The sequence below is a fragment of the Bradyrhizobium sp. Kon10 genome (genome assembly GCF_055807395.1).
This window is the reverse complement of sequence record NZ_JBVVOZ010000003.1, coordinates 141,055-164,294: the sequence shown is the minus strand read 5'-3', so window position 1 is coordinate 164,294 and position 23,240 is coordinate 141,055. Positions and strand designations below refer to the sequence as shown.

Below are 23,240 nucleotides of genomic sequence, written 5' to 3'. Positions count from 1 at the left end.
CATATGCATTGCGTTGAGGTTGGTCGATGCAGGTTCGCTTGGGTTGAGATCAGACGGGATCGAGGGCCAGGCAGTCCTCGGGGCGGAAGGTGATGAACACGCTTTCGCCAGGTGTCAGGCGTCCAGGTGTTACGCTTCCAGGTCTCAGGCCGTCATGTGCGTCGGGCTGAAGCTTGACCATGAACTCCCCGTTGCCGGCGACATCGAGCACCGCCAGCGCGTGGTCACCGAGATAGATGGTGTTCTGCACCCTGGCGGGCAGACGGTTGGGTCCCTCGCTGGAGGTGCCGTCCAGGACAATGGAGATCCGCTCGGGCCGCACCGACAGGGAAGTCGATGCGCCCGCGCCTGATACGTTGACCGCCCGTGCGGTCACGATGCCGCCGCTGGCCAGCGCGACGCGACAATAGTCCTTGTCGACCGTCTCGACGGTGCCGGCCAGCACATTGTTCTCGCCGATGAAGTGAGCGACGAAGCTGTTCACCGGATGCTCATACAGCGCGTCGGGCCGGTCGATCTGCTGCACGATGCCGTCGTTGAACACGGCGATGCGGTCCGACATGGTGAGGGCTTCACTCTGATCGTGGGTGACGTAGACGACGGTGATGCCCATGGTCTCGTGCAGTTGCTTGATCTCCAGTTGCATCTGCTCCCGCAGGCGCTTGTCCAGCGCGCCCAGGGGCTCGTCCATCAGCACGAGCTGCGGGTTGAAAACCAGCGCGCGGGCCAGCGCCACGCGTTGCTGCTGACCGCCGGACAGCTGCCCGGGCCGCCGCTGCGCCATGGTTTCCATCTTGATCATGCGCAACGCCGCGTTGACGCGCTCCTGCGCTTCCGCCTTGCTGACGTTGCGAACGGAGAGCGGGAAGGCGATATTCTCCGCGATCGTCAGATGCGGAAACAACGCGTAGTTCTGGAACACCATGCCGATGTCGCGCTTGTGCGGCGGCATGTTCTTGATCGACCGGTCAGCGAGGTAGATCTCGCCATGGGTCGGAACCTCGAAACCAGCCAGCATCATCAGCGTCGTCGTCTTGCCCGAGCCCGACGGGCCGAGCAGGGTGATGAACTCGCCCTTCCTGATGTCGAGATCGAGGTTCTTCACCACGAGGTGCTCGCCATCGTAGGTCTTCTGAATGCCGGAAAAGCGCACCAGCGCCGGCGCAGGCGTAACCATGCCGGCTTCCATGTCGTCCTCGCGTTGTCAGCCACATTGCTGTCAGTCACCTCGTCCGAGGCTGGAACAGCTTAGCATCCTCCAACGAGAATGCCAGCGGCGCAAGCGCGCGCCCCGCGAGTGAAACCGCGCTACATTCCCGACAGCTTCGTCACGTACACATTCAGCGAACCGCCGGCTTGGGCGACGATGCGCAGCGTCTTGGAATCGAAGGCGATGTCGGCGAGCGTCAGGCTGTCGATCCTGGCCTCGACCTTGAGGCCGTCCTCGCTCTTCTGGTAGTCGGCGATCGCGGCCGCGATCTTCTCGCGGGCATTGGCAGCGATCGGCTTCAGGTCGAGTGACGCCTTCTGCGCCAGCGCCTGCTGCATCTGGGGCACCACTGCGCGCGCAGCAGCCCCCAGCAAGCCGAAGGCCGCTTCGGACTCCACCGCGAGCTGGACGTCGGCAAGCCGCAGCGTCTGCTGCGCCTGGTCCAGCATCGGCCGCCCCCAGATGTGCACGGTCGCCTCGGCGCCGAGGCCGAGCCAGCTCTTCTTCTCCTTGGCGCGCACCAGGAGCGAGATCAGCAGCCGCTCGCCCGACGGGACTACGTTGACGCTTTTCACGGTGACGTCGACCGGGCCGGAGCCGTCCTCGGGATAGGTGTGGCCGACCATTTGCGCTGCGATCAGCTTGTTGATCTCGGTGAAGGGCACGTCGATGGGGACGCCGATGTTCACGCCGCTGCCGGTCGGCGGCACGATCGAGATCTTGTCGGGGAACGGGCAGTCCGGCTTGGTCGGCGTCGTCGTGACGCGCGTCTCAGCCTCCAGACCGAGCAGCAGCGTCACGGCCTGTGCGTCGACGCGCGGCTGCGCCGCGATCGCCCGCACTGGCTTCATCTCCAGCCAGAGCGGCGGCAGCGCGGCCGAGGAGCCGGTGCCTTGCAACGGGATCGAGCGGCAGGCCTTGGCCCATTGCGTCTTCGCGTTGTCGCGCAGACTCGGGTCGTTGCGAATGCGCTCGGAGACCACGTTGAGCTGCTCGCCGACCGTCTTGTCGATCAGCGGCTTCACCTGTGCCGGCACGTTGACCTTGGCGCCCGCAACCGACAGATCGGTGTTGCCGAGATTGACTTGGGCGCCGAGATTGGGCTCGAGATGCCAGTTGGCGGCAAGCTTCGGGCGCGAGGTGACGACCACGTTGCCCTTGATCTCGGCGCTGGCATTCAGGTTCTTGATATTGACCGCGCCAATTTGTTTGGCGGCATTGCCGCCGAGCACGCTGCCCAGCGCCTCGCCGAGCGCGCCAGTGGCTTTCGACGACAGCGAGCCGGTCACGTTCAGCTTCCCGGTCAGCGCGGTCGACAGCGTCAGCACGTCCTTGTCGCCGGTGGCCGACATCGGCCCGCGGACGGCGCTCCAGCCGATATCGGCGTTTTGCAGGATCTGCGAGATCGGGTTCTCGGCCTTGCCCGCGAAATTGCGCGGCGAGGCCCTCTCGGCCTGATCCCGGATCGCCGACAGCGCGATCGCGACCGGCGCCACCACGATCGAGCTCTTGGAGACGGGCGGCAGCGGCGGCAATTGCGCAATCGCCGGTGCCGAATTGGTCGCGCGCGGCGACAGCCAATCCATCGCCTTCAGGCTGATGAAAAACGACGTCGCGACCACCACGACCGCGATCAGGACAGTTTTGAAATTCAACGTCAGACGCATCAATCCCCCAAGCCGCCCGGTGGGGATTTTACAGGGCGGGCGAGGAAGGCGCTAGAGCGCACCGATGGGGTGGAATTGGGGCGAACGGGTTAACGGCTGCGGCCGTGCTGTTTCTCTGTATTCAGCCCGTCATCGCGCCCTAGCTGCGCCTGGGACGGCGCACCGCTCTCACAGTGCCGCGGTCGCCGCCGCCGCAGAACAAGCGATCGCCGCCATCGGACTCCAACCCTGAAACCATCGTCCCGGCAGGCAGATCGAGCTGCTCCAGCACTTTTCCCGTTTCGGGATCGATCCGCCGCACGTCGCTGTCGTCGCCTTCCCAGGCGCCATGCCAGAGCTCACCGTCGACCCAAGTGACCCCGGTGACGAAGCGCTTGGTTTCAATGGTGCGAAGAACCGTCCCCGTGTCCGGATCGATCTGATGGATCTTGCGCTCGCGGTATTGCCCGACCCACAGCGAGCCTTCGGCCCAGGCCAATCCGGAATCCCCGCCGCCACCGGGCGCAGGGATGGTGGTGAGCAGTTTTCCGGTCGCGGCGTCGATCTTCTGGATGCGATCCTCGGCGATCTGGAACAGGTGCCGGCCGTCGAACGCCGTTCCCGCATGTGCGGCGACATCGATCGAGCGCGCGACCTTGCCGTCGGCCGGATCGACCGCATTCAATCTGTCGCCCGATGCGAACCAGACATGCGTGCCGTCATAGGTGACACCATGCACATGCTCGACGCCGGTGAACGGTCCGTACTCGCGGATGATTTCGGCGGCTGAACGTTTCATTGCGTGATCCCTGTGAATTGATCGATCCTATGTCTTCAGGAGCGGTCCGGGGAGTAACAAGCCTGTCGGGAAACCCGGGACCGGCGGGGTCATCCAGCGGCGCGCCCGCCCGCGTCCGAACGACTGCACCTTGCCTGATCCTGCGAGCTGCTCCAGCGCGCGTTGCACGGTGCGTGGGCTCATGCCAAGCGCAAGCGCCAGCGCCGAGCTCGACCAGGGCTCGCCATCCGAGAGAAAGGCGAGCAAGGCCGCGTGCTTCTCCTCCACCGGCCGGGCCAGCACGATCACGTCGTGCGTTTTGCGCGGCGCCAGCACAAAACCCTGCTTCGTTGCGCTGATATCCGCCAAGGTCTTGAGCTCGGTGCGGAGCCGGCCGATCTCGACCCGCAACCGCGCGCGATGCGATTCATCGGCGTGCCTTGCGCGGAACGCGCCGGCGATCAGAGTTTCTCGCGAGACATCAGCGGGCCATGCCTGCGCCAGGAGACGGGCGAGCGCGAACAGCACCGGCCGTGTTCCGAGCGATACGATGCGGCCTTGCCTGCGCAGGGCATGATGAAAGGTGTCCACGACCAGCGCCGTCGACGTCGCCAGCCTTTCGACCTCTCCCAGCAACAACGGGTGTTCGCTGCCGCGTGTGATCAAACGCGCCGCCGGCGTGTCGAGGACGAGGTTCGCGCTCTCGACCTCGGCCACGAGCGCCGGGACGTTCGCTTGCCGGGCGGCGCTGGCAGCGCGGTCGAGCGCCGCGCGCGCATCTTTCGTTCTGAGCCGCCTGATGGCGATGCCGGCGATCACGAGCTCGCGGACTACTTGCGATGCAGGCGGGAGCGGAGTGGGTCCGAGCTCGGCCAGCGTGCGCTCGGCTTCGTCGAGACGTCCGACAAGGAGAAGACGGCGCGCCTCGATGTGACCCGCATGGGCTGCATTGGCGAGATCGCCGTGCTTGTCCAGCGTCGCGCGGGCGGCAGTGAGCGTCTTCACCGGCCAGCTCAGGTCCCGTGACACGAGCGCGATCTCGGCCTCGGCCACTACGCAGCGTGCGCGCGCGACCGCCTCCCTTGGACCGAACGCACGTGCGGCGCTTCGCAGCAGTGCCTTGGCTTTCGGGAGGTCGCCGAGCTGCGCCATCGCGATGCCGCGCAACGCGAGCGAGGGCGCATCGTTGCGCAGCGCCACGCGGTTCAACGCGCCGAGCGGATCGCCGGCTTCGAGCGCGCGCGCGGCGGCAGTGATCAGCGATTCCATGAAAATCCCGCCACACTTGTTACTCCCACCGCGCCATCGTCCGGTGCGAGAACTGGCTCACGAGCGACGACGTAGGACAGGAGGCGAGCGGATTTGCGCCGGTAAGGCGCAGGACCATCGCCCGAGCAAGAGGTTTGGAAAGCCATGACAACAGCCAATCAATCAGCCAAGAACGGACAGAACGCCGGACAGCCCGCCATGCAAACACCGCCTGTGGTGTCGCCGCAAGACTGGGAGGCAGCCCGTCAGCAACTGCTCGTGAAGGAGAAGGCGCATACCCGGGCCCGCGACGCCCTGGCCGCCGAGCGCCGGCGCATGCCGTGGATGGCAGTGGACAAAACTTATGCGTTCGAGGGGCCCGGCGGCAAGGTCAGTCTGCACGACCTGTTCCAGGGCCGGCGGCAGCTGATCGTCTACCGCGCCTTCTTCGAGCCGGGCGTGTTCGGCTGGCCCGATCATGCCTGCCGCGGCTGCTCGATGGTGGCCGACCAGGTCGCCCATGTGTCGCATCTGAATGCCCGCGATACGACGCTGGTGTTCGCCTCGCGCGCGCCGCAAGCCGATATCGCGCGGCTGAAGCAGCGGATGGGCTGGGAGATTCCGTGGGTCACCATCACCGACAGCTTTGACGCCGATTTCAGCGTGGACGAGTGGCACGGAACGAACGTGTTTTTCCGCGATGGCGACCGCATCTTCCGCACCTATTTCGTCAAGAGCCGCGGCGACGAGCAGATGGGCGGCACTTGGAACTATCTCGACATCACGCCGCTGGGCCGCCAGGAGGTCTGGGAGGATTCGCCGGCAGGCTATCCGCAGACACCGACGTATAAATGGTGGAACTGGCACGATAGCTACGAGGAAGGCGCTGCGCCCGACAAAAAGTGGGTCGAGGTGTCGACCGCCGGAGAGAAGGCGTTCCGCGAGGCGGGTGCGTGAGCGAGATCTGTTCAGTCAACGCGGCCGCCGATGGCGGTCGCGATGGCAAGGAGGCCGTGGCCGCGCTTCACCTCGCCAGATGGCTGGGTCTTGCGGCCACGCCGACCTTCGCGGTCATGGCCTTGCTGACGGCCGGTCTCGGCGGCGGCCCGGCGGACATGCTCTGCTCCAGCGGGCACGGGCTGTCGCTGCGCGGGATGGTGCCGATGTATCTGCTGATGGCGGCGTTTCATTCAGCGGCGTGGCTGAGGTTGGTGTCGGAGCGAAGGCGCGCGGAGAGGTGTGAGGGGCTGTCGCCGGAGTGAACGCCTCGCCCTTCGAGACGACCGCTCCGCGGTCTCCCCAGGATGAGGCTAACTGGCATCTGCAGGGCTGGCAGAGGATTAGCGCGTGGCAGTTTGGCGGCAACCTGGCTTTTGCTCGCCCGAACCTCAGTCCTCATCTTGAGGGCCCGCCGAAGGCGGGCGTCGCGAAGGATGATGTGATCGGCGTTTCGCCAGCTCATGGACTTGGGCAAAGTCACCGCGCATAAAGGCTTCCTTCTTGGCGCGGCTCCATTTCTTGAGCTTCCGCATCGGTGATGCGGTCGAACCATTGCGAGAAGGCCAGCGTCACGGGCCTGCGTGACTTTGTGTAGCCGCCGAACGTGCCGGCGTTGTGCTGCGCGATTCTGATCTCGATCTCGGTGCGAGTCGTGCCGATGTAGTAACTGCCATCAGCACATTTGAGAATGTAGAGGTGCGCGCCTTCCGTCATCGTGCCCGCCTCGTCCTTCGAGACGCGCGCAAGAGCGCGCTCCTCAGGATGAGGCTAACTGGCATCCGTGACCTGGCGCAAGCGACGACTGGTGCTTGATCCGGCCGAGCCGCAAATTCAATCCTCATCCTGAGGGCCCGCCGCAGGCGGGCGTCTCGAAGGATGTGCCACGAGCGCCGACACCAAACGAAAATGGCCCCGAATTCATCGGGGCCGCTATCGTCACAATGTCCTGTCGCTTTACCGCATCGCGCTGCCAAGCTCCGCTCTCCGCTCCGTCATCGGCAGCACCACGACCTTGGTGCCTACGTTGACGCGGGAGTAGAGGTCGGAGACGTCGTCATTGGTGAGGCGGATGCAGCCGGAGGAGACGTGCTTGCCGATGGTGTCGGGGGCGTTGGTGCCGTGGATGCGGTAGACGGTGCCGCCGAGATACATGGCGCGCGCGCCGAGCGGGTTGCCCGGACCGCCGGCCATGTGGCGCGGCAGATAGGGCTGGCGGGCGATCATCTCCGGCGGCGGGGTCCAGTCCGGCCACTCGGCCTTCTTGGTCACCGACTGGGTACCGGACCAGGTGAAGCCGTCGCGGCCGACGCCGATGCCGTAGCGCACGGCCTGGCCGTTGCCGAGCACGTAATAGAGATAGGTGTTGGGCGTATCGATGATGATGGTGCCCGGCGCCTCGCGCGTCGCGTAGGCAACGGTCTGCCGGCGGAAGCGGGCCGGCGTTTCCACGGCGTCCTGATCCTCGGACGGCGCGGCCTGGTAGGGCGTTGCCTGATACGGCTGAACCGGCGCAGTCATCGGCGGCAGCGGCTGAAAGAACGGGAAGAGCTGCACGGGCGCGGCTTTGGCCGGGCCGGCGAATGCGATTGCGGTCACGGCCACAGCGCTCACGGCAATTGCGCGCGAATAATTCTTCAACGTGTCCAGATTGAACATTGATTGCCCCTGTTTGCGCGGTGTTTCTTGGTCACCCCGGCACCGCTTGCGGTGCTCTGTTGCCTAAATCACTAACGCCAAAAGGTTTCGGGACGTTTGCGCGGAAAACCGAAAACGGTTTCATGGCGGCAAGGATTATTTCATGACGGTTTCGTGGCCCGGCGGACCCGTTAACGAACAAAACAGCAGGCCGACACTTCTGTGACGTCACACGCCTGAAATATCCGTGGTTGATGGTCCTAAGCCGAGAATCATCAAACTCTCGGGATTTTCCCATGCGGGTATTAATCGCGACTGACGCCTGGCATCCGCAGGTCAACGGCGTGGTCCGGACGCTGACCTCGCTGGCTGCGGCCGCCAAGGCCCTCGACGTCGAGGTCGATTTCCTGACGCCCGATGGCTTCCGCTCATGGCCGCTACCGACCTATCCGGGCCTGCGCGTCGCGCTGCCGAGCGGCAAGGAGATCGCGCGGCGGATCGAGAAGGCGGCGCCGGACGCGCTGCACATCGCGACCGAGGGACCGATCGGCTGGGCCGCGCGGGCCTATTGCCGCCGCAACAGGCTCGCCTTCACCACCTCCTATACGACGCGCTTTCCGGAATATGTCGCGGTGCGGACCGGCATTCCCGCCGCGGTCGGTTATGCCGTGCTGCGCCACTTCCACGATGCCGCCGCCATGATCATGGTGGCGACGACCTCGCTGCGGCAGGAGCTCTCCGAGCGCGGCTTCAAGCGCCTCGGCTTCTGGACGCGCGGCGTCGACACCGAGCTATTCCACCCAGACGCTCCGGCGCGGCTCGATCTGCCGCGGCCGATCTTCATGACCATGGGGCGCGTCGCAGTGGAGAAGAATCTGGAGGCATTCCTCTCGCTCGATCTGCCCGGCACCAAGGTCGTCGTCGGCGACGGTCCGCAGAAGGCGGCGCTCGAAAAGAAATATCCGGGCGTTGTGTTTCTCGGCGAGAAGAAGGGCGCCGATCTCACTGCCCATCTCGCCGCCGCCGACGTGTTCGTGTTTCCGAGCCTGACCGACACGTTCGGCGTGGTGCAGCTCGAGGCGCTCGCCTGCGGCACGCCGGTCGCGGCGTTTCCCGTGACCGGGCCGAAGGATGTCATCGCCGATCATCCGATCGGCGCGATCGATCACGATTTGCGTGCCGCCTGCCTGCGTGCGCTGACCATGTCGCGCGAGACCTGCCGCAATTTCGCGCTGGAGCGCTCCTGGGAGAACAGCGCGCGCCAGTTCGTCGGCAATCTCACCTCACTTCAGCCCAGCCGTGCCTTGCGCGCCTCGCCGGTCATGGCGCGGCGTCCGGTGCGCGGCTGATTCCTTTGTTTTGAACCACAGCGAGAACCTCAGAGATGGCCAAGATCATGAACCTTGACGGCACCCAGCAGCTTGACCTCACCCGTGGCACGGTCGAGCAGGCTTACGACCGTTGGGCGCCGGTCTACGATCTCGTGTTCGGCGGCGTGTTCGCCAAGGGCCGGCAGGCAGCGATCGCGGCCACCAACAAGATCGGCGGCCGCGTACTCGAGGTCGGCGTCGGCACCGGCATCTCGCTGCCGCTCTACGCGCCGCATCTGCGCATTTTCGGCACCGATATTTCGGAAGCGATGCTCGACAAGGCGCGCCAGCGCGTCGCCGAGGGCGGCTTGAAAAACGTCGAGGGCCTCGCGGTGATGGACGCCGAAAAGCTCGAATTCCCCGACAACTCCTTCGACGTCGTGATGGCGCAATATGTCGTCACCGCCGTGCCGAATCCAGAAGTGGCGCTCGACGAATTCGCGCGCGTGCTGCGCCCGGGCGGCGAGCTCATCATCCTGACCCGCGTCAGCGCCGATGCCGGCATGCGCCGCTTTATCGAGCAGAAGCTGCAGCCGGTCGTGCGCCCGCTCGGCTTCCGCACCGCGGAGTTCGCCTGGTCGCGCTACGCGAAGTGGCTGGCCGGTGCGAAAGGCATCGAGCTCGCCGAGCGCCGCCTGATTCCGCCGCTCGGCCATTTCTCGCTGGTGCGCTTCCGCAAGGTCGACGTCGCCAAGGCGGCTTGACCTGAAGCTTACGCGTCGCGTGCGTCATCGCGCCGCTGCGCATCGTCACATGACAAAATGATGATGTCACACGGCCTACATCGAATCCCTGTAAATCCCGTACCCGAAAGCATTTTGGGGGAGAGCATGATCAAGAATTATCTCGAGCAGCTGCGGATCCAGCGCTGGGACGACCATCGTTACTATCACCACAGCCGGATCAACCAGAGCCTGCACTTCGTCAGCGCGCTGAGCTTCCTGTTCGCCTATCTCTGGATGTTCGTCGATCCGATGATCTCTGCGCTGGTCGGCTGGCTGGTCTCGATGACTTCGCGCCAGGCCGGTCACTTCTTCTTCGAGCCGCATGATTACGATCACATCAACCAGGCGACGCACGAGTACAAGGAAGACATCAAGGTCGGCTACAATCTCCACCGCAAGGTGGTGCTGATGTCGATCTGGGCGGCATCGCCGCTGGTCCTGTTCGTCGATCCCTCGCTGTTCGGCTTGTTCAAGCCCTGGGCCGGCGCGGCCGACTTCATGCGGCAGGTGGCGAAGATCTGGCTCGCAGTCGGGATCGGCGGACTTCTGTTCCGCACCGTGCACCTATTCTTCATCCGCGACGTGGAGACCGGCCTGGTCTGGATGACCAAGATCCTGACCGACCCGTTCCACGACCTGATGCTGTATCGCGCTGCTCCGCTCGCGCTGATGCGTGGCGAGCTGATGGATCCCGGCCTGCACCTCAACCCCGAGCACACGCTGGGCCTCATCGGCGAGCCCACGCTCGAAGAGCAGCACGCCTGAACGCGCCGTTGTCCAGACCACAAATGTCTATTGCGTGCGTCATGCCCGGGCTTGTCCCGGGCATCCACGTGTTGGAGCCGTTGCGCACGCGTGGATGGCCGGGACAAGCCCGGCCATGACGGCGTTGGAGCAATTAGCCTCAGCGTCCAAAGCGCTTGGCCAGCATCTCTTTCAGGATCTGCCGCTTGATGGCCTTGTTGGTGAGCACGCCGTCGTGCCACCAGAAGCCGTCGGCTTTCATCTTCCCGGCGGCGCGGACGAAGCGCTCGGCGACTTCGGTGAAATCGGCGTCGGTGTAGTTCAGGCTGAAGATCAGCCGTCCGCTGCCGACCCAGCTCAGCGACAGGCCTTCGGCGCGCAAATAATATTGCAGCATCCAGTTGTAGCGGGACGGCGTGATGTATTTCACCGTCCAGATCGACGACAGGTTGGCGACCTGCACCGGCAGGCCTGCGTCGGTCAGCATCCGGTTGAGCTGTTGCGCGCGGCCGTTCCAGGTCTCCTCCAGCCCGTCATAGATCGCGCGGAAGTTCGGGCTGGCGAGCCGGCTCAGGAACTCGTCCATCGCCGTCATGACGTAGGGATGCGAATTGAAGGTGCCGCGGGCAAAGCAGACGTCGGCGGGACGATCGTCGCGGAAGCGGCGCATCAGCTCGCGTCTGCCGCAGACCACGCCGACCGGCAGGCCGCCGGCGAGGCTCTTGCCGTAGGTCACCATGTCGGCCTTGACGTGGAAATATTCCTGGGCGCCGCCGGCGGCGAGACGAAAGCCGACGAAGACTTCGTCGAAGATCAGCACGATGCCGCGCTGGTCGCAGACCTCGCGCAGCTGCTTCAGCCATTCGGTATAGGCGGCGCGATCGAAATTGGCGCCGCGGGACGAGTCGACCAGCGCGGAATCGCCGGGCGCGTTGCCGTTCGGATGCAGCGCCTGCAGCGGATTGACCAGCACGCAGGCGATGTCACGGCGGGTGCGCAGCACGTGCAGCGTCTTCTCGGACATTTCGGCAAGCGTGTAGGTCTCGTGCGCGGTGACGGGATTGCCGACGCCGGGCTGCACGTCGCCCCACCAGCCGTGATAGGCGCCGGCAAAACGAACCAGATGCGTGCGTTTGGTGTGGTAGCGCGCAAGCCGCACCGCCTGCATCACGGCCTCGGTGCCGGACATGTGGAACGAGACCTCGTCGAGGCCCGAGATCTGGCACAGCCGCGTGACGTTTTCGAGGATGACGGGATGGTAGGGTCCGAGCACCGGTCCGAGCGCGTGCGCCCGCTTCTCGGATCCCTCGATGCACTCCTTGTAGAAGTCGTTGCCGAAGATGTTGACGCCGTAGGAGCCGGTAAGATCGTAGAAGGTGTTGCCGTCGACATCAGTGACGGTAACGCCGCGCGAGGACTCCATGAAGGTCGAGGTGCCCAGATGCTCGCGGACCAGGCGCGAGAACTGGAACGGCACGCGATAGCTTTCGGTGAAATTCAGGTCGGAGATCTTCTCGGCTGCTTCCTTCGTCATCGCGCGGCCCTTGGGGTAGCGCTCGGCGTAGAGGGATGCGAGACGGAAGAAGGCATCCTTGCGCTGCATCACCACATTCGCCGGCGCGCCGTCGCAACCGAAATACTGATCGCCGGTAAACTCGTAGAACGGCAGCAGCCGGGCCACCCGGCGCGACATCTTGGAGTGCCCGGCGAGCGACCGGTGCTTGGCGCGGGACAACGCAATCCGCGCCTTGATCTTCGGAAAGGCGGCGGCAGCGGACGCTGCGGCGGCCGCGGACATCGAGAGAATCGGGAGTGTCGTTTCCATGACAACAAGCGCTAATACTGCGAGCTGACAGATTCATGACAGTCAAAGCCCTCATCGCCTCTTTCACCCAGCAGGAAGACCTCAACTTCCTGCTGACCAATCGCATCCCCCGCGCCGCGCTGACCCGCTTCATGGGCTGGTTCTCGAAGATCGAGAATCCGCTGCTGCGGGACGGCTCGATCGCGCTGTGGAAGCTGTTCTCCGATCTCGATCTGTCGGAGGCACGCAAGACCCATTTCAAGAGCTTGCACGATTGCTTCACCCGGGAGCTCAAGCCGGGCCTGCGGCCGTTCGATCCGGACCCTGCGGTGGTCGCGAGCCCCTCGGACGGCATTGTCGGAGCCCACGGACGGATCGCCGACACCGAGCTGTTCCAGGTGAAGGGCGCGCCCTATTCGCTGCTCGACTTGCTCGGCGATCCCGCGCTGGTCGAGCAGCACCGCAACGGAAGCTTCGTGACGCTGCGGCTGACCTCGAGCATGTATCACCGCTTCCACGCCCCGTATGATGCGCATATCGATCGCGTCACGTTGATCCATGGCGACGTCTGGAACGTCAATCCGATCGCGTTGAAACGGGTCGAGCGGCTGTTCTGCAAGAACGAGCGTGCGGTGATCCGCACACATCTGTCGACCGGCGAGGCGGTGACGCTGGTGCCGGTCGCGGCGATCCTGGTCGCGAGCATCCGCCTGCATTTCCTCGATACGGTGCTGAACGCGCAGACACGCGGCCCGGTCAACTTCCCCTGCGACGTCAAGGTGAGCAAGGGTGAGGAGCTCGGCTGGTTCGAGCACGGCTCGACCATCATCATCCTGGCGCCCGGCGATTTTACTTTCTGCGACGGCATCACTGAGGGCACGCGCATCCGCGCTGGAGAAGCGTTGCTGAGGAAACACTAGCCTTCAATCTGCCGCGTCGGCCGCCTATATCGTCGGCGGGGCTCTTCGACGATACGGATGTGGTTATGGCGCGGGCGCCGGTCATCGCGGCGGGTGGTATTGTGCTGCGGCGTGGCGAGACGCCGCTGATCGCGATCGTGCGCCAGCGCAAACGCAATGAGTGGGTCTTGCCCAAGGGCAAGCTCGACGACGGCGAAACGCCGAAGCAAGCCGCGCACCGCGAAGTGCTGGAGGAGACCGGACACGAGGTCGCAATCCACGAGTTTCTGGGTACGCTCGTCTACCAGTCCGGCGGGCGCTCCAAGGCCGTGCATTTCTGGCGCATGGAGGCCGAGGGCGGCCAGATCCGAATGCTGATGAACGACGTCAAGGCGGTCGACTGGCTGCCGCTGGAGCAGGCAATCGCACGCCTTTCGCGCGAGTATGAGCGCATCTTCCTGACCCAGATCGGTCCGATCGCGCTCGCGGCCGCAGGCGTTGCGCCCGCCGATGCCGAAATCATGCCGCCGCTCGCGACCGGGAATGTCGATGCAGCCTTGCAGAGGCTGAGGCCGGCCGAAGCTGCCTCGGCCGGCGAACTGCGGCAGGGCTTGTTGCAGAAGATGAAAGCGTGGCTGCGCGGCGAGGCGTGAGCCGTAACGAGAGGACTATCGCGCCGCGTCGACGGTGCACCCTCGCCCCTTGTGGGAGAGGGTGGCTCGCCGCAGAGCGGCGAGACGGGTGAGGGGTCTCTCTCCGCGTGCAAGCCCCTCGCATTGGAGTTCGCTGAAGCAACCCCTCATCCGGCGCTTCGCGCCACCTTCTCCCGCAAGGGGAGAAGGAAGAGTCACCGCCGCTCGTTTTTCTCTCTTGGCGCCTGCTTGCGCGGCGCTGCGGGGCGTTGCGCGCCGGGGATGCGCTGCTGGAATCCACCCGGTCGCTGCATGCCTGGCTGTTGAGCCGGGGCCGGCTGGCCCGGCTGCAATCCGGTGCGCGGCGGTTGCGCCTGCGGCGCTGTACCCGGCTGCGATGGCACGACTCCGCCAGGCTGCGCCGGAGTCTGTCCGCCGCGCAGGGGCTGGGTCTGCTGTGCGCCGCCGGGTTGCGTGCCAGCTCCGGTGCGCGGCGCGCCTGCCGGTTGACTGGTGCCCTGCTGACCCTGGCCCGCGCGCGGCGCGGCCGGCTGCGCGGGGCCGCCCTGACGTTGCGGCGGCTGCACGCCTTGGCGATTCGGCGCTCCGGGCTGCTGGTGGCCCGGACGATTGTTCTGTCCCGGCTGGCCGTTCGGCCGCTGCGGTTGTTGGCCGGGCGTGGTGGTCGGCCGCAATTGCTGCTGCCGCGGCGGCTGGGCCGGTCGCGGAATGCGGCTGCTCGCGGCGGGATTGGCGCGGCGGAACTCGCGCTGTTCGGTGACGATCTGCCGGCCGGTGGCCTGCGCCGCATGCACCTGGCTGACGAAGCCGCGGTCGCGCGCGATCTGCTGCGGCGGAATCGTGATCGGGATCGCCGCAAAGCGCATGCCGCCGGCGCCGACTGCACCGGGCCGGATCGCAAAGCCGCTCGCGGCTTGCGTCAGCGCGCCGAGCCGCGCGCCGCTGCTGCGGTCGTTGACGTCGATATGCCCGACCCGCCCGTCGGCATCGGGATAGAGCTTGATATTGACGTTGTTGGCGGTGCTCGCGGCCGCATTCTCGGGGACGTCGACCACGCCGGTGGTGCCGCGGATACCGAGCGTTGCGGTCGGCGTCGCGATCTTCATGTCGCCGGTTTTCGCCACCGCCGCCGCAACGAAGGCGACCGTGCCCTTGCCGATGTCGAAGATCGCCGAATTCTGCTTGCCGCCGTCCTCGTAGACGTAGTTGTCGATGGTGATCTTGGCGCTGGCGGAAAGGTTGAACGTGGTCGCATCGTTGAAGGTGATGCCGAGCGCGGAGCTCGACGAGGTCTGCACGACGTCGTTGAGATAGATGTCGTCGCGCACTTTCAGGGGATATGAATTCTTGTCGCGGATCACGGTCGCGATTCCCGTCACGGTCGCGACGTTGCCGATCGGCTCGACAGCGGCAGGCTGCGCATCCGCCGCCGGCGCCGGAGAGGCCGATGGTGTCGGGGACGGAGCGGGCGTCGGCTGTGTTTGCGGCTGCGCCTGCGCAAGCTCGATCGTGTCGGACGCACACGCATTGCCCGCGCCGGCCAGCGGCAACACCAGCAGCGGAAGCGCAAACACGAAGCGGCGCCAAGCCACCATCAAAGTCACAATGAAGTCCCGGTGAGAGCGCGAGGGCGAGATCGACCGATATCAACCGGAGCTGGCTGAATGGCGGATGAACATCTGTTGCATAGGAGGGGCCAACGTTCAAACGCCACGTCCGGCGTCAGGGCAGGGCTATCGCATATGGGATTTGGGCGCTGTGAGCGCGCGCCTCGTCCTTCGAGACGACCGCTTCGCGATCTCCTCAGGATGAGGCTAATCGGAATCGGAGCCCGTTGAACTGCTGCCGCAAACTCGGTCCTCATCCTGAGGGCCGGCCAAGGGCAGGCGTCTCGAAGGATGGCCACAGAGAAATCTGCCTCATATGCGATGGCCCTGCGGTGTCAGGGAATGGGTCTGGGATATTTCAAATGGTCATGCCCGGGACAAGCCCGGGCATGACCATGAGTATGCCGTTGCGACCGCGTTACTCTCAGCTCACCCGCTTCCAGGTCTGGCCGCCGCAGAACATGCCGCCGAAGGCGCAGCCCTGCACGCGCATGGCATTCGGACCCCTCATCGCGATCGTGGAGTCGTAGTTGCGGCCAGAGTTGGGATCGTGGATGCGGCCGCTCCACTTGGCGCCGTCAGGCTTCATGTTGATCAGGATCCGCTCATTGGTTTTCTCGGCATAGCCGCAGAGATTGGTGCCGCACTGCTCGACGCGGACGTTGCCCTTGTTCTCTTCGGTCGCCCACACGCCGAGCGGCGTGTTCGCGGCCGGCGCAGGCGCAGCGGCGATCGGAGCCGGAGCGGGCGCATCAGCTGGTGCAGTCGCAACCGGCGCGGGCGCGGCAACGGGCGGCGGCTGCATGGTCGTGTCGACGGACGGCGCGGCAGCAACAGTCGTAGCCGGGGTAGCCGGAGCAACCGCCGGGGCTGCCGGAACAGTCGCCTGCACTGGCGGCGGCTGCACCGGCGCCTGCTGCACCGGCGCCGGCGCGGGCTGCGTCGTCGCGCTCGGCGTGGTGTCGTCGTCCTTGGAGCCGAGACCGTTGAGGTTGATGTTGTTCAGCTTGATCGGCTTGTCCGAAAGGCCGGGCGCCATGATGGTGACGCAGTCGAGCGAGGCGCAGTTGCGCGGCGTCTCGATGCGGACGCGCTGGCCTTCGATCTGGAACGAGATCGAATTGCCGGCATGGGCTGTGGCGGTCGAAGCGAGGAAGAGCGCGGTGGCGGCGATGTAGAGCTTGTTCATGACAACCTCCCAGAATTCATGGTCCCGATGACCTGAAGTCGGTGAACGACTGAATGTGGTTCGACCCTAGGCCGGGCTGGTGCCATGTTCTGTGATGAAGGTCACAACGAATCCGGGGCCGCCAGAGTGAGGCAAGCGCACGTTCAGCCGCCATTGGATTGCGTCAATTTTGAATGCGGCAAACCGCCCGGCGACCGGTGAGCCCCAATCGGTGCAAGCGACGGCGCTGCTAGATCATGCCGAGCACGATGGCGCCGACGAAGGCCATCGCGAGGTACGCGGTGATAACGCTCAGTCTTCCGACGAACGTCATGACGCTGCTCCCTGAGATCGCTCTCTCTCGGCGCGCTGCTTTGCGTGCCACGATCATGGTTAACAGAATATGACCTTCCGAAAAAGTCAGCCTCGCTGTCATTCGTCTCCCCGCGGCGAGAACCAGGCGCCCCGGCATGGTTAACGAAGCCTGAAATCAACACGTTGAAGAGTCTTTAAGTAAATTCACCGAACGTGCGCGCATGACGCGCGGAGTTCGTTTGTATCTCGTCGGCTCCATCGTCCTTGTTTCGCTCGCGGGTTGCGGACGCGGCTTCTTCCAGGCCGAACGTGAACCGTGGCGGGCCGAGGCCGAGGCCGCATGCCTGAAATCCGGCGCGGTCAAGGAGAACGCGGACATTGTTCGCATCGATCCGATCTCCGGCCCGGGCATGTGCGGCGCCGAGTTTCCGCTGAAGGTCGCGGCCATCGGCGAAGGCTCATCGAGCTATGGTTTTGCCGACGAGGAGTTGCGCCCGCCCGGCAGCATCGGCAACCAACCGCGCTGGCCGGTGGCCCAGCCGCAGTCGAACTATCCGCCGGCCGGCTATCCGCAGCGCTCAAACTATCCCGAGAGCGCGGTGCGCCAGCCCTCCGGTTATGGCGGGTCTTCCGGCCCGGTGTCGCTCAGCGCGCCCGGCGTGGCCCCGCAGGAAGACGAGATTGATTTGCCGCCCGAAGGCACCGACGCCGCGGGTGCCGCGCGCTACATGAATGCGCCGAGCTATCCCGCGCGGCAGCCTACGCCGTACTCGCAAGCCCCTGCGCAGCAACCGCCACCACGCTTCGGTCCCGCGCAGGGCAACCCCGTCACCGCTGTCGGTCCAGTCGCAGTGAAGCCGACCGCGACGCTGGCGTGTCCGATCGTGTCCGAGCTCGACCGCTGGTTCGCCGACAGCGTGCAGCCCGCGGCGATGCGCTGGTTCGGCGCCCGCGTGGTCGAAATCAAACAGATCTCCGCCTATTCCTGCCGCGGCATGAACGGCAACCCGAGCGCCCACATTTCCGAGCACGCATTCGGCAACGCGCTCGACGTCGCTGCCTTCGTGCTCGCCGACGGTCGCCGCATCACCGTGAAGGACGGCTGGCGCGGCATGCCGGAAGAGCAGGGCTTCTTGCGCGACGTGCAATCCGGTGCCTGCGCGCATTTCACCACGGTGCTCGCGCCGGGCTCGAACGTCTACCACTACGATCACATCCACGTCGATCTGATGCGCCGCGCCAGCCGCCGCCTGATCTGCCAGCCCGCCGCCGTTTCCGGCGAAGAGGTCGCCGCGCGCGCGGGTGGCCGCAATCCTTACGCGAACGCCCGCGATCCCTCCGTCACCGGCTCCCTCGGTGCGCACAAGAGCAAGCACGAGAAGATCAACGAGGAAGACGAGTTCTCGGACGATTAGGCGTCGCGCGCAGTACGCCGCATCTTCAGCAGGGCCAGGCTGGGGCGCAAAAATTTGCGCGGCCGGGATTTTAACCCAAGTCGTTGAATTGCGATCATTAATCGCTCCCTGACGGGTTTCGCCGGGAGTTGGCACAGTCGCTGCAATGAGAGTGCTGCAACGAAGCGGCGCTGCCGGCGCTGTGAGCCAACGGAACCGTCATGCAGATGCCAGTGACCCCGCCTCACTCCGATCTCGAGCAGCGCGTGCTGTCGCGCATCACGGAGCAGCGCTGGCTCGAGCTGGCATCCGAGTTGATCCGGACCGGCCAGCCGCGCTCCGGCAACCCGCTCGATCCCGACCTGCCGCCCGCGGAGGAAGAGGCCATCTCCATGCTGGTCGCCGGCAAGCTCGAAGCCATGGGCATGGAGGTCACCAAGCACAGCGCGCAGCCGCATCGGCCGAATGTGCTCGGCGTCCTCAGGGGACGCGAGGGCGCGCCCTCGCTGATCCTCAACGATCACCTCGACACCTATCCGGTCGCCGAACCCGAGAAATGGCACATGACGGATTTCGATCCGTTCAAGGCCACCCGTCACGGCGACCTGCTTTATGCGCGCGGCACCTCCGATACGCGCGGCAACCTCGCCGCGTCGCTGCTCGCGGTGCAGGCGCTCGTCGAAGCCGGCGTCAAGCTCAACGGAACCCTGATGTGCTGCTACACCGTCGACGAGGAGCGCAACGGCACCGAAGGCTCCATCTACATGCTCGACAAGGTCGGCCTCACGGCGGATTACGAGATCACCGCCGAGCCGACGGCGTGGGGCGACGCGTCCAGCGATTGGGGCATGAACCTCTCGGTCGCCAATTCGGGCCATTGCCTGATCGAGGTGGCGGTCCAGGGGATCAAGTCGCACATCTGGCGCCCGGACATCAGCGTCAATGCCATCATGGAAGCGGCAAAGCTGTTGCCGAAGCTGCAGGACATGGCGTTCACGCATGTGCCGAGCAAGTTCATGGGGCACACGCCACCCTGCTGCTCGGTGGTGCGAATCCGCGCTGGCTTGCCCGGCGAGATGCAGTTCTCGCCCGATGCCTGCACCATTACGCTCGCAGTCGTGGGGATCGTGCCCGGCATGACGCTTGCGAGCGTGATCTCGGACATCGAAGGCCTCGGGCGCGAAACATTTGCCGGCCTCAACGATGTGAAGGTCGAAGTCCGCCAGGTCCCGGGATCGCTGTTCGTCAACGCCACCGAGCCGGTGCCGATCGAGGAAGAGCCTTGCCGCTCCCTGCGCGCGGTCTACCGGCGCCTGATGGGGCGCGAGCCCGGCGTCAATCGCAAGAACGCCTTCAACGACACCATCCGCTTTCGCGAGGCCGGAATCAATGCCGTGACCTTCGGTCCCGGTGAGGACGGCTGGGCCGTGGACAACGAGAACATCTCGATCACCAAATCGGTGATGGCAACGCGGATCTACGCGCTGACCATCATGCAGATTCTGGGAGTGCGCATATGAGCGTCGAGGCGAGCCACATGGTCGTTCCGATCTCCGCGGATCGCACCGGACGGGGCAGCCTGCGTTTTCCGAAGATCCCGCGATCCATCCTGCTTTCGGCGCTCACCGTCGCCGTGCTGCTGGCGACATGGACCGTCGTGACGGAGATGGGCTGGGCCAACGAGCTGTTCCTGCCGAAGCCGCAGGCGGTGTGGGCTGCGTTCGTCAAGACGATGACCAAGGGTTATCAGGGCGCGACGCTGCTCCAGCATCTCGGTGCGAGCCTGTATCGCATCCTCACGGCTTTCGCGCTGGCCTGCGTCGTCGGCATTCCGCTCGGCGTGCTCATGGGCGTGTCGCGCAATGCACGTGCGCTGCTCAATCCGCTGATCGAATTCTACCGGCCGCTGCCGCCGCTCGGTCTCTATACGCTGCTGGTGATGTGGCTCGGCATCGGCGAGAGCTCGAAGCTGTCGCTGCTGTTCCTCGCCGGCCTGCCGGGGATCGTCATCTCGACCATCCAGGCCGTTACCAGCGTCGATCCCGTCTATGTGCGCGCCGCGCAATCGCTCGGCGCGACCCGTCGCGACCTGCTGTTCCACGTCTATTTGCCGGCGGCGGGACCCTTGATCCTGGCCGGCATGCGCATCTCGCTCGGCTTCACCTACACCGTTCTCGTTGCCGCCGAGATCGTCGCGGCATCCGCCGGGATCGGCTGGATGATCTGGGATGCCGCGAAATTCCTGCTGTCCGACGTGGTGATCATGGGCCTGATCGTGCTCGGCCTCACTGGCGTTGTACTCGACCTCGCGATGCGCGCCATCGCGAAATTGCTGATGCCGTGGGCCTGAATTCAATTCTGATCGAGGGGAAATCGATATGATCAAGAGACTTGTTGCCACGCTCGCTGTCACAACGCTGGCGCTTACGGCCATCGCGCGTGCCGAGGACAAGCCGACCAAAGTGACTGTCGGCTATCTCAACCTGGTGAACGCCCAGCTCGTAACGAAACATCTCGGGCTGCTCGCCAAGGAGATGCCGGGTATCGATATCAAATACGTCAAGATCGGCGGCGGCGGCGACATGCTACGCGCGATCGCCGGCAACGACCTCGACTTCGGCGGCCTCGGCAATCCGCCGACCGCGATCGGCACGACCAGGGCTCTGCCGATCAAGGGCATTCTCGTCATCAACATGCTCGACTATGTCGAGGCAATGGTGGTTCGCACCGACAAGAACATCACGTCGCTAAAGGACCTCAAGGGCAAGACGGTCGCGGCCCCGTTCGGCTCGACCACGCATTATCTGCTGCTTCAGGCGCTGAAGGACGAGGGCGTCGATCCCACCTCGCTGAAGATCCTGGACCTCGCGCCGTCGGACATCGCGGCGGCCTGGCTGCGCGGCGACATCGATGCCGCCTGGTTCTGGGAGCCCAATCTCGACAAGGCCGTGAAGAACGGCGGAAAGATCCTCGTGACCTCGGGTGAGATGGCAAAGCGCGGGTACCCGACCTGGGACATCGGCGTGGTGATGAACGCGTTCGCGGAGAAATATCCGTCTTACGTCGAGAAGTTCGTCAAGGCCGAGTGCGAAGGCATCGATTTCTGGCTGAAAAACCCGGAGAAGACGGCCGAAATCATCGCCGAAGAACTGTCGCTGCCGTTGCCGGATGCGACCCGGATGATGAACGGCACCGGGATGGTCCCCTGCAGCAAGCAGCTCACGCAGGAGTATCTCGGCACGTCGGCGAAGAAGGGCAAGTTCGTCGAGACGCTGCTGTCGACCGCCGACTTCCTGGTCAAGCAGGAACGCCTGCCGAAACTGCTGCCGCGCACCGACTTCGAAACCTTCATCCAGCCCGCCTATCTCGAAAAGGTGGTCGGCCACTGACGAGTTGGACGCGATCATGGGGTGGCAGCCCGTCCTGAGTATGTGCGCTGCGTTGCAATCCGACCGGAGACCTCCTAGCCTTCGAGGCAGTCACTCGAAGGGAGAGCGATTGTGGGGCGCAGTGATGCGCATGAGGTGGTCGATGCTCTTGAGCCGTGCGCCGAGCTGCGAACGGCCGGGACTGGACGTTATGTGCTGAAGGCCCTGGACAAGCCCGATCTCGATCTGGTGATGCGGACCGGCCGTCTCGCGACCTATCAGAACCGCGAATATCTGTTGCGCGAAGGCGCGCCGGCGGACGGCATCCACATCATCCTGAGCGGAATCGTCGAGAGCACACATGCAGGCACGCAAGGCCGCGAACTGATGCTGTCGACCTGGGAGGCCGGCGACTTCGTCGGCGCTCCCTATATTCTCGGCGATCACCGCCATAGCTGGTCGGCACGCGCGCTCGGCCGGGTCGAGGCGCTGCATCTCGACCAGGACGCGGTCCGCCGGCTGATCGCGCAATCGCCTTCATTCGCGGTGGCGCTGATCGAGTGCCTCGGCTTCAAAGGTGAGACCTATTCGATGCTGGCGCAGACGCTGGCGGGCCAGAAAGCGGCCGAACGGCTGGTGCTGCTTCTGGTCAAGCTGTGCGAGAACGCCGCCCAGGACGAGCACGGCCCGATCTCGCTCGGCCGCATCACGCAAGCCAATCTCGCGCGCATGATCGGTGCGACCCGCCAGTCGATCAGCCTGATCCTCAATCGTCTCCAGGACGATGGCATCATCTCGACCGGTCCGACCAAGATGGTCGTCAACGATCTCGCCGCGCTGCGCAAGCAGGTGACCGAGTAGGCAAGTTCATTTCGCCCGATAGGCCGCCAGAAACATCCGCGTCGCGCTGTCGACGACTTCGGCGATGCGTTCTTCCGACGGCAGCGGTGCGGCCTGGAAGACGAAGGGGAGAAACAGCGAGGCCTTGGACAGTTCCATGAACTGCGAGGCGGCAAGATCGCAATCGTCGATCTTGAGATCGCCGGAGGCGACATGGGCCTTGAGATAGTCGGACAGTCGGTTGATGGTCTTGTCCAGCACGCGCAAGTAATAGCGGCGGCCGACATCGGGCATGCGCTCGGCGATCGCCATCACGGTGCGGATCGCCGATCCGCCGCCGGGCCGGCAGAGCAAATGGATGTAAGCCTGGCCGAAATCCTTCAGCGTGGTCTCGGCATCGCGGGCTGGGTCGAAATTGAACACGACCTGCCCGTGCTGGAGCGCTTCCTGCTCGAGGATGGCTTCGAACAGCGCCGACTTGTCGGCGAAGTAGACGTAGAGCGTGCCCTTGGAGACGGCGGCGGCGCGCGCGATCTCGCCCATGCTGGCGCCGTCGAAGCCGAGATCCATGAACACCTTGCGGGCACCGTCCAGGATCTGGCGGCGCTTGGAGCTGTCCTCCTCCGGGACGAGGTCCCGATGTTCGCGGCTGGTGACAACCATTGGTTCAGCGTCTCGAAAGGTTTTTGGGTCGGGTCCAGGGCCTTGAAGCCCGAACAAAGGATTCGGCCCTGTAGGGTTCGTCCCGGACATTTTCTATATTGACCGAACCGTTCGGTCAATGGTATTTGGGATGGGCGAGGGGGACTCGGCTGCATGACGGCCCTCCCTGTTCGT

At 65.0% G+C, this 23,240-nt stretch carries 22 protein-coding genes and 1 pseudogene; 12 read left to right on the top strand and 11 right to left on the bottom strand.

Annotation, left to right across the window (positions count from 1 at the left end; all coding sequences use genetic code 11):
• Positions 1–49: 49 nt before the first annotated feature.
• From AC0L2O_RS06100 to AC0L2O_RS06085, 4 genes are all read right to left on the bottom strand, one after another.
• Entirely contained in the window at positions 50–1,189 is a 1,140-nt protein-coding gene (locus tag AC0L2O_RS06100; protein WP_473369061.1) for an ABC transporter ATP-binding protein, read from the bottom strand.
• A 119-nt stretch (positions 1,190–1,308) separates the two neighbouring features.
• Positions 1,309–2,877: a DUF4403 family protein gene (locus tag AC0L2O_RS06095; RefSeq protein WP_473369060.1), complete on the bottom strand. Its 1,569-nt coding sequence runs from the start codon at positions 2,875–2,877 to the stop codon at positions 1,309–1,311.
• Positions 2,878–3,016: 139 nt separating this feature from the next.
• Positions 3,017–3,655 (bottom strand): Vgb family protein, encoded by a 639-nt coding sequence (locus AC0L2O_RS06090; RefSeq protein ID WP_473369059.1) that lies wholly within the window; start codon positions 3,653–3,655, stop codon positions 3,017–3,019.
• A 27-nt stretch (positions 3,656–3,682) separates the two neighbouring features.
• A complete protein-coding gene (locus tag AC0L2O_RS06085) occupies positions 3,683–4,903 on the bottom strand; it encodes a helix-turn-helix domain-containing protein (protein WP_473369058.1) in 1,221 nt (406 codons plus the stop codon).
• Positions 4,904–5,047: 144 nt separating this feature from the next.
• On the opposite strand from AC0L2O_RS06085, the gene AC0L2O_RS06080 reads away from it, so the two are divergent.
• Both AC0L2O_RS06080 and AC0L2O_RS06075 read left to right on the top strand, forming a co-directional pair.
• On the top strand, positions 5,048–5,839 hold the full coding sequence (locus AC0L2O_RS06080; protein ID WP_473369057.1) for a DUF899 domain-containing protein: 792 nt from the start codon (positions 5,048–5,050) through the stop codon (positions 5,837–5,839).
• Between the two features lie 5 nt (positions 5,840–5,844).
• A complete protein-coding gene (locus AC0L2O_RS06075; protein WP_473369258.1) occupies positions 5,845–6,144 on the top strand; it encodes a hypothetical protein in 300 nt (99 codons plus the stop codon).
• Between the two features lie 126 nt (positions 6,145–6,270).
• Here AC0L2O_RS06075 and AC0L2O_RS06070 read toward each other — a convergent pair.
• Together AC0L2O_RS06070 and AC0L2O_RS06065 are read right to left on the bottom strand one after the other, a co-directional pair.
• A pseudogene (locus tag AC0L2O_RS06070) lies at positions 6,271–6,595 on the bottom strand (GIY-YIG nuclease family protein).
• Between the two features lie 240 nt (positions 6,596–6,835).
• Entirely contained in the window at positions 6,836–7,537 is a 702-nt protein-coding gene (locus AC0L2O_RS06065; protein ID WP_473369056.1) for a L,D-transpeptidase, read from the bottom strand.
• A 275-nt stretch (positions 7,538–7,812) separates the two neighbouring features.
• Between AC0L2O_RS06065 and AC0L2O_RS06060 the strand changes: the two genes are divergently transcribed.
• The 3 genes from AC0L2O_RS06060 (at position 7,813) to AC0L2O_RS06050 (ending at position 10,376) form a co-directional block, all read left to right on the top strand.
• The gene (locus AC0L2O_RS06060; protein ID WP_473369055.1) at positions 7,813–8,865 is read left to right on the top strand and encodes a glycosyltransferase family 4 protein; all 1,053 of its coding nucleotides are present in this window, start codon (positions 7,813–7,815) and stop codon (positions 8,863–8,865) included.
• A gap of 35 nt (positions 8,866–8,900) precedes the next feature.
• Positions 8,901–9,590, top strand: coding sequence for a class I SAM-dependent methyltransferase (locus AC0L2O_RS06055; protein ID WP_369721703.1), 690 nt, complete (start codon positions 8,901–8,903; stop codon positions 9,588–9,590).
• Positions 9,591–9,716: 126 nt separating this feature from the next.
• Positions 9,717–10,376, top strand: a complete 660-nt coding sequence (locus tag AC0L2O_RS06050; protein WP_473369054.1) for a hypothetical protein — start codon at positions 9,717–9,719, stop codon at positions 10,374–10,376.
• A gap of 139 nt (positions 10,377–10,515) precedes the next feature.
• Here the strand turns inward: AC0L2O_RS06050 and AC0L2O_RS06045 are convergent, their stop codons facing one another.
• Entirely contained in the window at positions 10,516–12,180 is a 1,665-nt protein-coding gene (locus tag AC0L2O_RS06045; protein WP_473369053.1) for an aminotransferase class III-fold pyridoxal phosphate-dependent enzyme, read from the bottom strand.
• 35 nt (positions 12,181–12,215) lie between these two features.
• Here AC0L2O_RS06045 and asd point away from each other — a divergent pair, with 35 nt between their 5' ends.
• Together asd and AC0L2O_RS06035 are read left to right on the top strand one after the other, a co-directional pair.
• A complete protein-coding gene (asd, locus tag AC0L2O_RS06040; RefSeq protein ID WP_473369052.1) occupies positions 12,216–13,079 on the top strand; it encodes an archaetidylserine decarboxylase in 864 nt (287 codons plus the stop codon).
• Positions 13,080–13,144: 65 nt separating this feature from the next.
• Positions 13,145–13,711 (top strand): NUDIX hydrolase, encoded by a 567-nt coding sequence (locus AC0L2O_RS06035; protein WP_473369051.1) that lies wholly within the window; start codon positions 13,145–13,147, stop codon positions 13,709–13,711.
• Between the two features lie 194 nt (positions 13,712–13,905).
• On the opposite strand, the gene AC0L2O_RS06030 is transcribed toward AC0L2O_RS06035, so the two are convergent.
• The 3 genes from AC0L2O_RS06030 to AC0L2O_RS06020 all read right to left on the bottom strand — a co-directional run bounded on the left by AC0L2O_RS06030 (position 13,906) and on the right by AC0L2O_RS06020 (position 16,922).
• Positions 13,906–15,306 carry a FecR domain-containing protein gene (locus tag AC0L2O_RS06030; RefSeq protein WP_473369257.1) on the bottom strand — a complete coding sequence of 467 codons (1,401 nt, stop codon included), beginning with the start codon at positions 15,304–15,306 and terminating at the stop codon, positions 13,906–13,908.
• 436 nt (positions 15,307–15,742) lie between these two features.
• Positions 15,743–16,507, bottom strand: coding sequence for a DUF2147 domain-containing protein (locus AC0L2O_RS06025; protein WP_473369050.1), 765 nt, complete (start codon positions 16,505–16,507; stop codon positions 15,743–15,745).
• Between the two features lie 229 nt (positions 16,508–16,736).
• Positions 16,737–16,922, bottom strand: coding sequence for a hypothetical protein (locus tag AC0L2O_RS06020; RefSeq protein ID WP_409192291.1), 186 nt, complete (start codon positions 16,920–16,922; stop codon positions 16,737–16,739).
• Positions 16,923–17,022: 100 nt separating this feature from the next.
• Here AC0L2O_RS06020 and AC0L2O_RS06015 point away from each other — a divergent pair, with 100 nt between their 5' ends.
• From AC0L2O_RS06015 to AC0L2O_RS05995, 5 genes are all read left to right on the top strand, one after another.
• Positions 17,023–18,216 carry an extensin-like domain-containing protein gene (locus AC0L2O_RS06015; protein WP_473369049.1) on the top strand — a complete coding sequence of 398 codons (1,194 nt, stop codon included), beginning with the start codon at positions 17,023–17,025 and terminating at the stop codon, positions 18,214–18,216.
• A gap of 200 nt (positions 18,217–18,416) precedes the next feature.
• Positions 18,417–19,715 carry a M20 family metallopeptidase gene (locus AC0L2O_RS06010; protein WP_473369048.1) on the top strand — a complete coding sequence of 433 codons (1,299 nt, stop codon included), beginning with the start codon at positions 18,417–18,419 and terminating at the stop codon, positions 19,713–19,715.
• Positions 19,712–20,545, top strand: a complete 834-nt coding sequence (locus tag AC0L2O_RS06005; protein ID WP_473369047.1) for an ABC transporter permease — start codon at positions 19,712–19,714, stop codon at positions 20,543–20,545. Before AC0L2O_RS06010 ends, AC0L2O_RS06005 begins: the two co-directional genes overlap by 4 nt.
• A gap of 28 nt (positions 20,546–20,573) precedes the next feature.
• Complete coding sequence (locus AC0L2O_RS06000; RefSeq protein ID WP_473369046.1) at positions 20,574–21,584, top strand: taurine ABC transporter substrate-binding protein; 1,011 nt, start codon at positions 20,574–20,576, stop codon at positions 21,582–21,584.
• A 111-nt stretch (positions 21,585–21,695) separates the two neighbouring features.
• Positions 21,696–22,424, top strand: coding sequence for a Crp/Fnr family transcriptional regulator (locus AC0L2O_RS05995; RefSeq protein WP_369721713.1), 729 nt, complete (start codon positions 21,696–21,698; stop codon positions 22,422–22,424).
• A gap of 6 nt (positions 22,425–22,430) precedes the next feature.
• Here AC0L2O_RS05995 and AC0L2O_RS05990 read toward each other — a convergent pair whose 3' ends face one another.
• Entirely contained in the window at positions 22,431–23,066 is a 636-nt protein-coding gene (locus AC0L2O_RS05990) for a TetR/AcrR family transcriptional regulator (protein WP_369721714.1), read from the bottom strand.
• Positions 23,067–23,240: the final 174 nt, after the last annotated feature.

What these genes read in the sequence shown, in the direction of transcription:
- AC0L2O_RS06035 (WP_473369051.1), top strand. Translation starts at nt 13,145, where the DNA reads ATGGCGCGGGCGCCGGTCATCGCGGCGGGTGGTATTGTGCTGCGGCGT.
- AC0L2O_RS06030 (WP_473369257.1), bottom strand. Translation starts at nt 15,306, where the DNA reads ATGGTGGCTTGGCGCCGCTTCGTGTTTGCGCTTCCGCTGCTGGTGTTG.
- AC0L2O_RS06080 (WP_473369057.1), top strand. Translation starts at nt 5,048, where the DNA reads ATGACAACAGCCAATCAATCAGCCAAGAACGGACAGAACGCCGGACAG.
- AC0L2O_RS06010 (WP_473369048.1), top strand. Translation starts at nt 18,417, where the DNA reads ATGCAGATGCCAGTGACCCCGCCTCACTCCGATCTCGAGCAGCGCGTG.
- AC0L2O_RS06015 (WP_473369049.1), top strand. Translation starts at nt 17,023, where the DNA reads ATGACGCGCGGAGTTCGTTTGTATCTCGTCGGCTCCATCGTCCTTGTT.
- AC0L2O_RS06045 (WP_473369053.1), bottom strand. Translation starts at nt 12,180, where the DNA reads ATGGAAACGACACTCCCGATTCTCTCGATGTCCGCGGCCGCCGCAGCG.
- AC0L2O_RS06085 (WP_473369058.1), bottom strand. Translation starts at nt 4,903, where the DNA reads ATGGAATCGCTGATCACTGCCGCCGCGCGCGCGCTCGAAGCCGGCGAT.
- AC0L2O_RS06060 (WP_473369055.1), top strand. Translation starts at nt 7,813, where the DNA reads ATGCGGGTATTAATCGCGACTGACGCCTGGCATCCGCAGGTCAACGGC.
- AC0L2O_RS06020 (WP_409192291.1), bottom strand. Translation starts at nt 16,922, where the DNA reads ATGACAGCGAGGCTGACTTTTTCGGAAGGTCATATTCTGTTAACCATG.
- asd (WP_473369052.1), top strand. Translation starts at nt 12,216, where the DNA reads ATGACAGTCAAAGCCCTCATCGCCTCTTTCACCCAGCAGGAAGACCTC.
- AC0L2O_RS06065 (WP_473369056.1), bottom strand. Translation starts at nt 7,537, where the DNA reads ATGTTCAATCTGGACACGTTGAAGAATTATTCGCGCGCAATTGCCGTG.
- AC0L2O_RS06050 (WP_473369054.1), top strand. Translation starts at nt 9,717, where the DNA reads ATGATCAAGAATTATCTCGAGCAGCTGCGGATCCAGCGCTGGGACGAC.
- AC0L2O_RS05990 (WP_369721714.1), bottom strand. Translation starts at nt 23,066, where the DNA reads ATGGTTGTCACCAGCCGCGAACATCGGGACCTCGTCCCGGAGGAGGAC.
- AC0L2O_RS06025 (WP_473369050.1), bottom strand. Translation starts at nt 16,507, where the DNA reads ATGAACAAGCTCTACATCGCCGCCACCGCGCTCTTCCTCGCTTCGACC.
- AC0L2O_RS06000 (WP_473369046.1), top strand. Translation starts at nt 20,574, where the DNA reads ATGATCAAGAGACTTGTTGCCACGCTCGCTGTCACAACGCTGGCGCTT.
- AC0L2O_RS06100 (WP_473369061.1), bottom strand. Translation starts at nt 1,189, where the DNA reads ATGGAAGCCGGCATGGTTACGCCTGCGCCGGCGCTGGTGCGCTTTTCC.
- AC0L2O_RS06090 (WP_473369059.1), bottom strand. Translation starts at nt 3,655, where the DNA reads ATGAAACGTTCAGCCGCCGAAATCATCCGCGAGTACGGACCGTTCACC.
- AC0L2O_RS06055 (WP_369721703.1), top strand. Translation starts at nt 8,901, where the DNA reads ATGGCCAAGATCATGAACCTTGACGGCACCCAGCAGCTTGACCTCACC.
- AC0L2O_RS06005 (WP_473369047.1), top strand. Translation starts at nt 19,712, where the DNA reads ATGAGCGTCGAGGCGAGCCACATGGTCGTTCCGATCTCCGCGGATCGC.
- AC0L2O_RS06095 (WP_473369060.1), bottom strand. Translation starts at nt 2,877, where the DNA reads ATGCGTCTGACGTTGAATTTCAAAACTGTCCTGATCGCGGTCGTGGTG.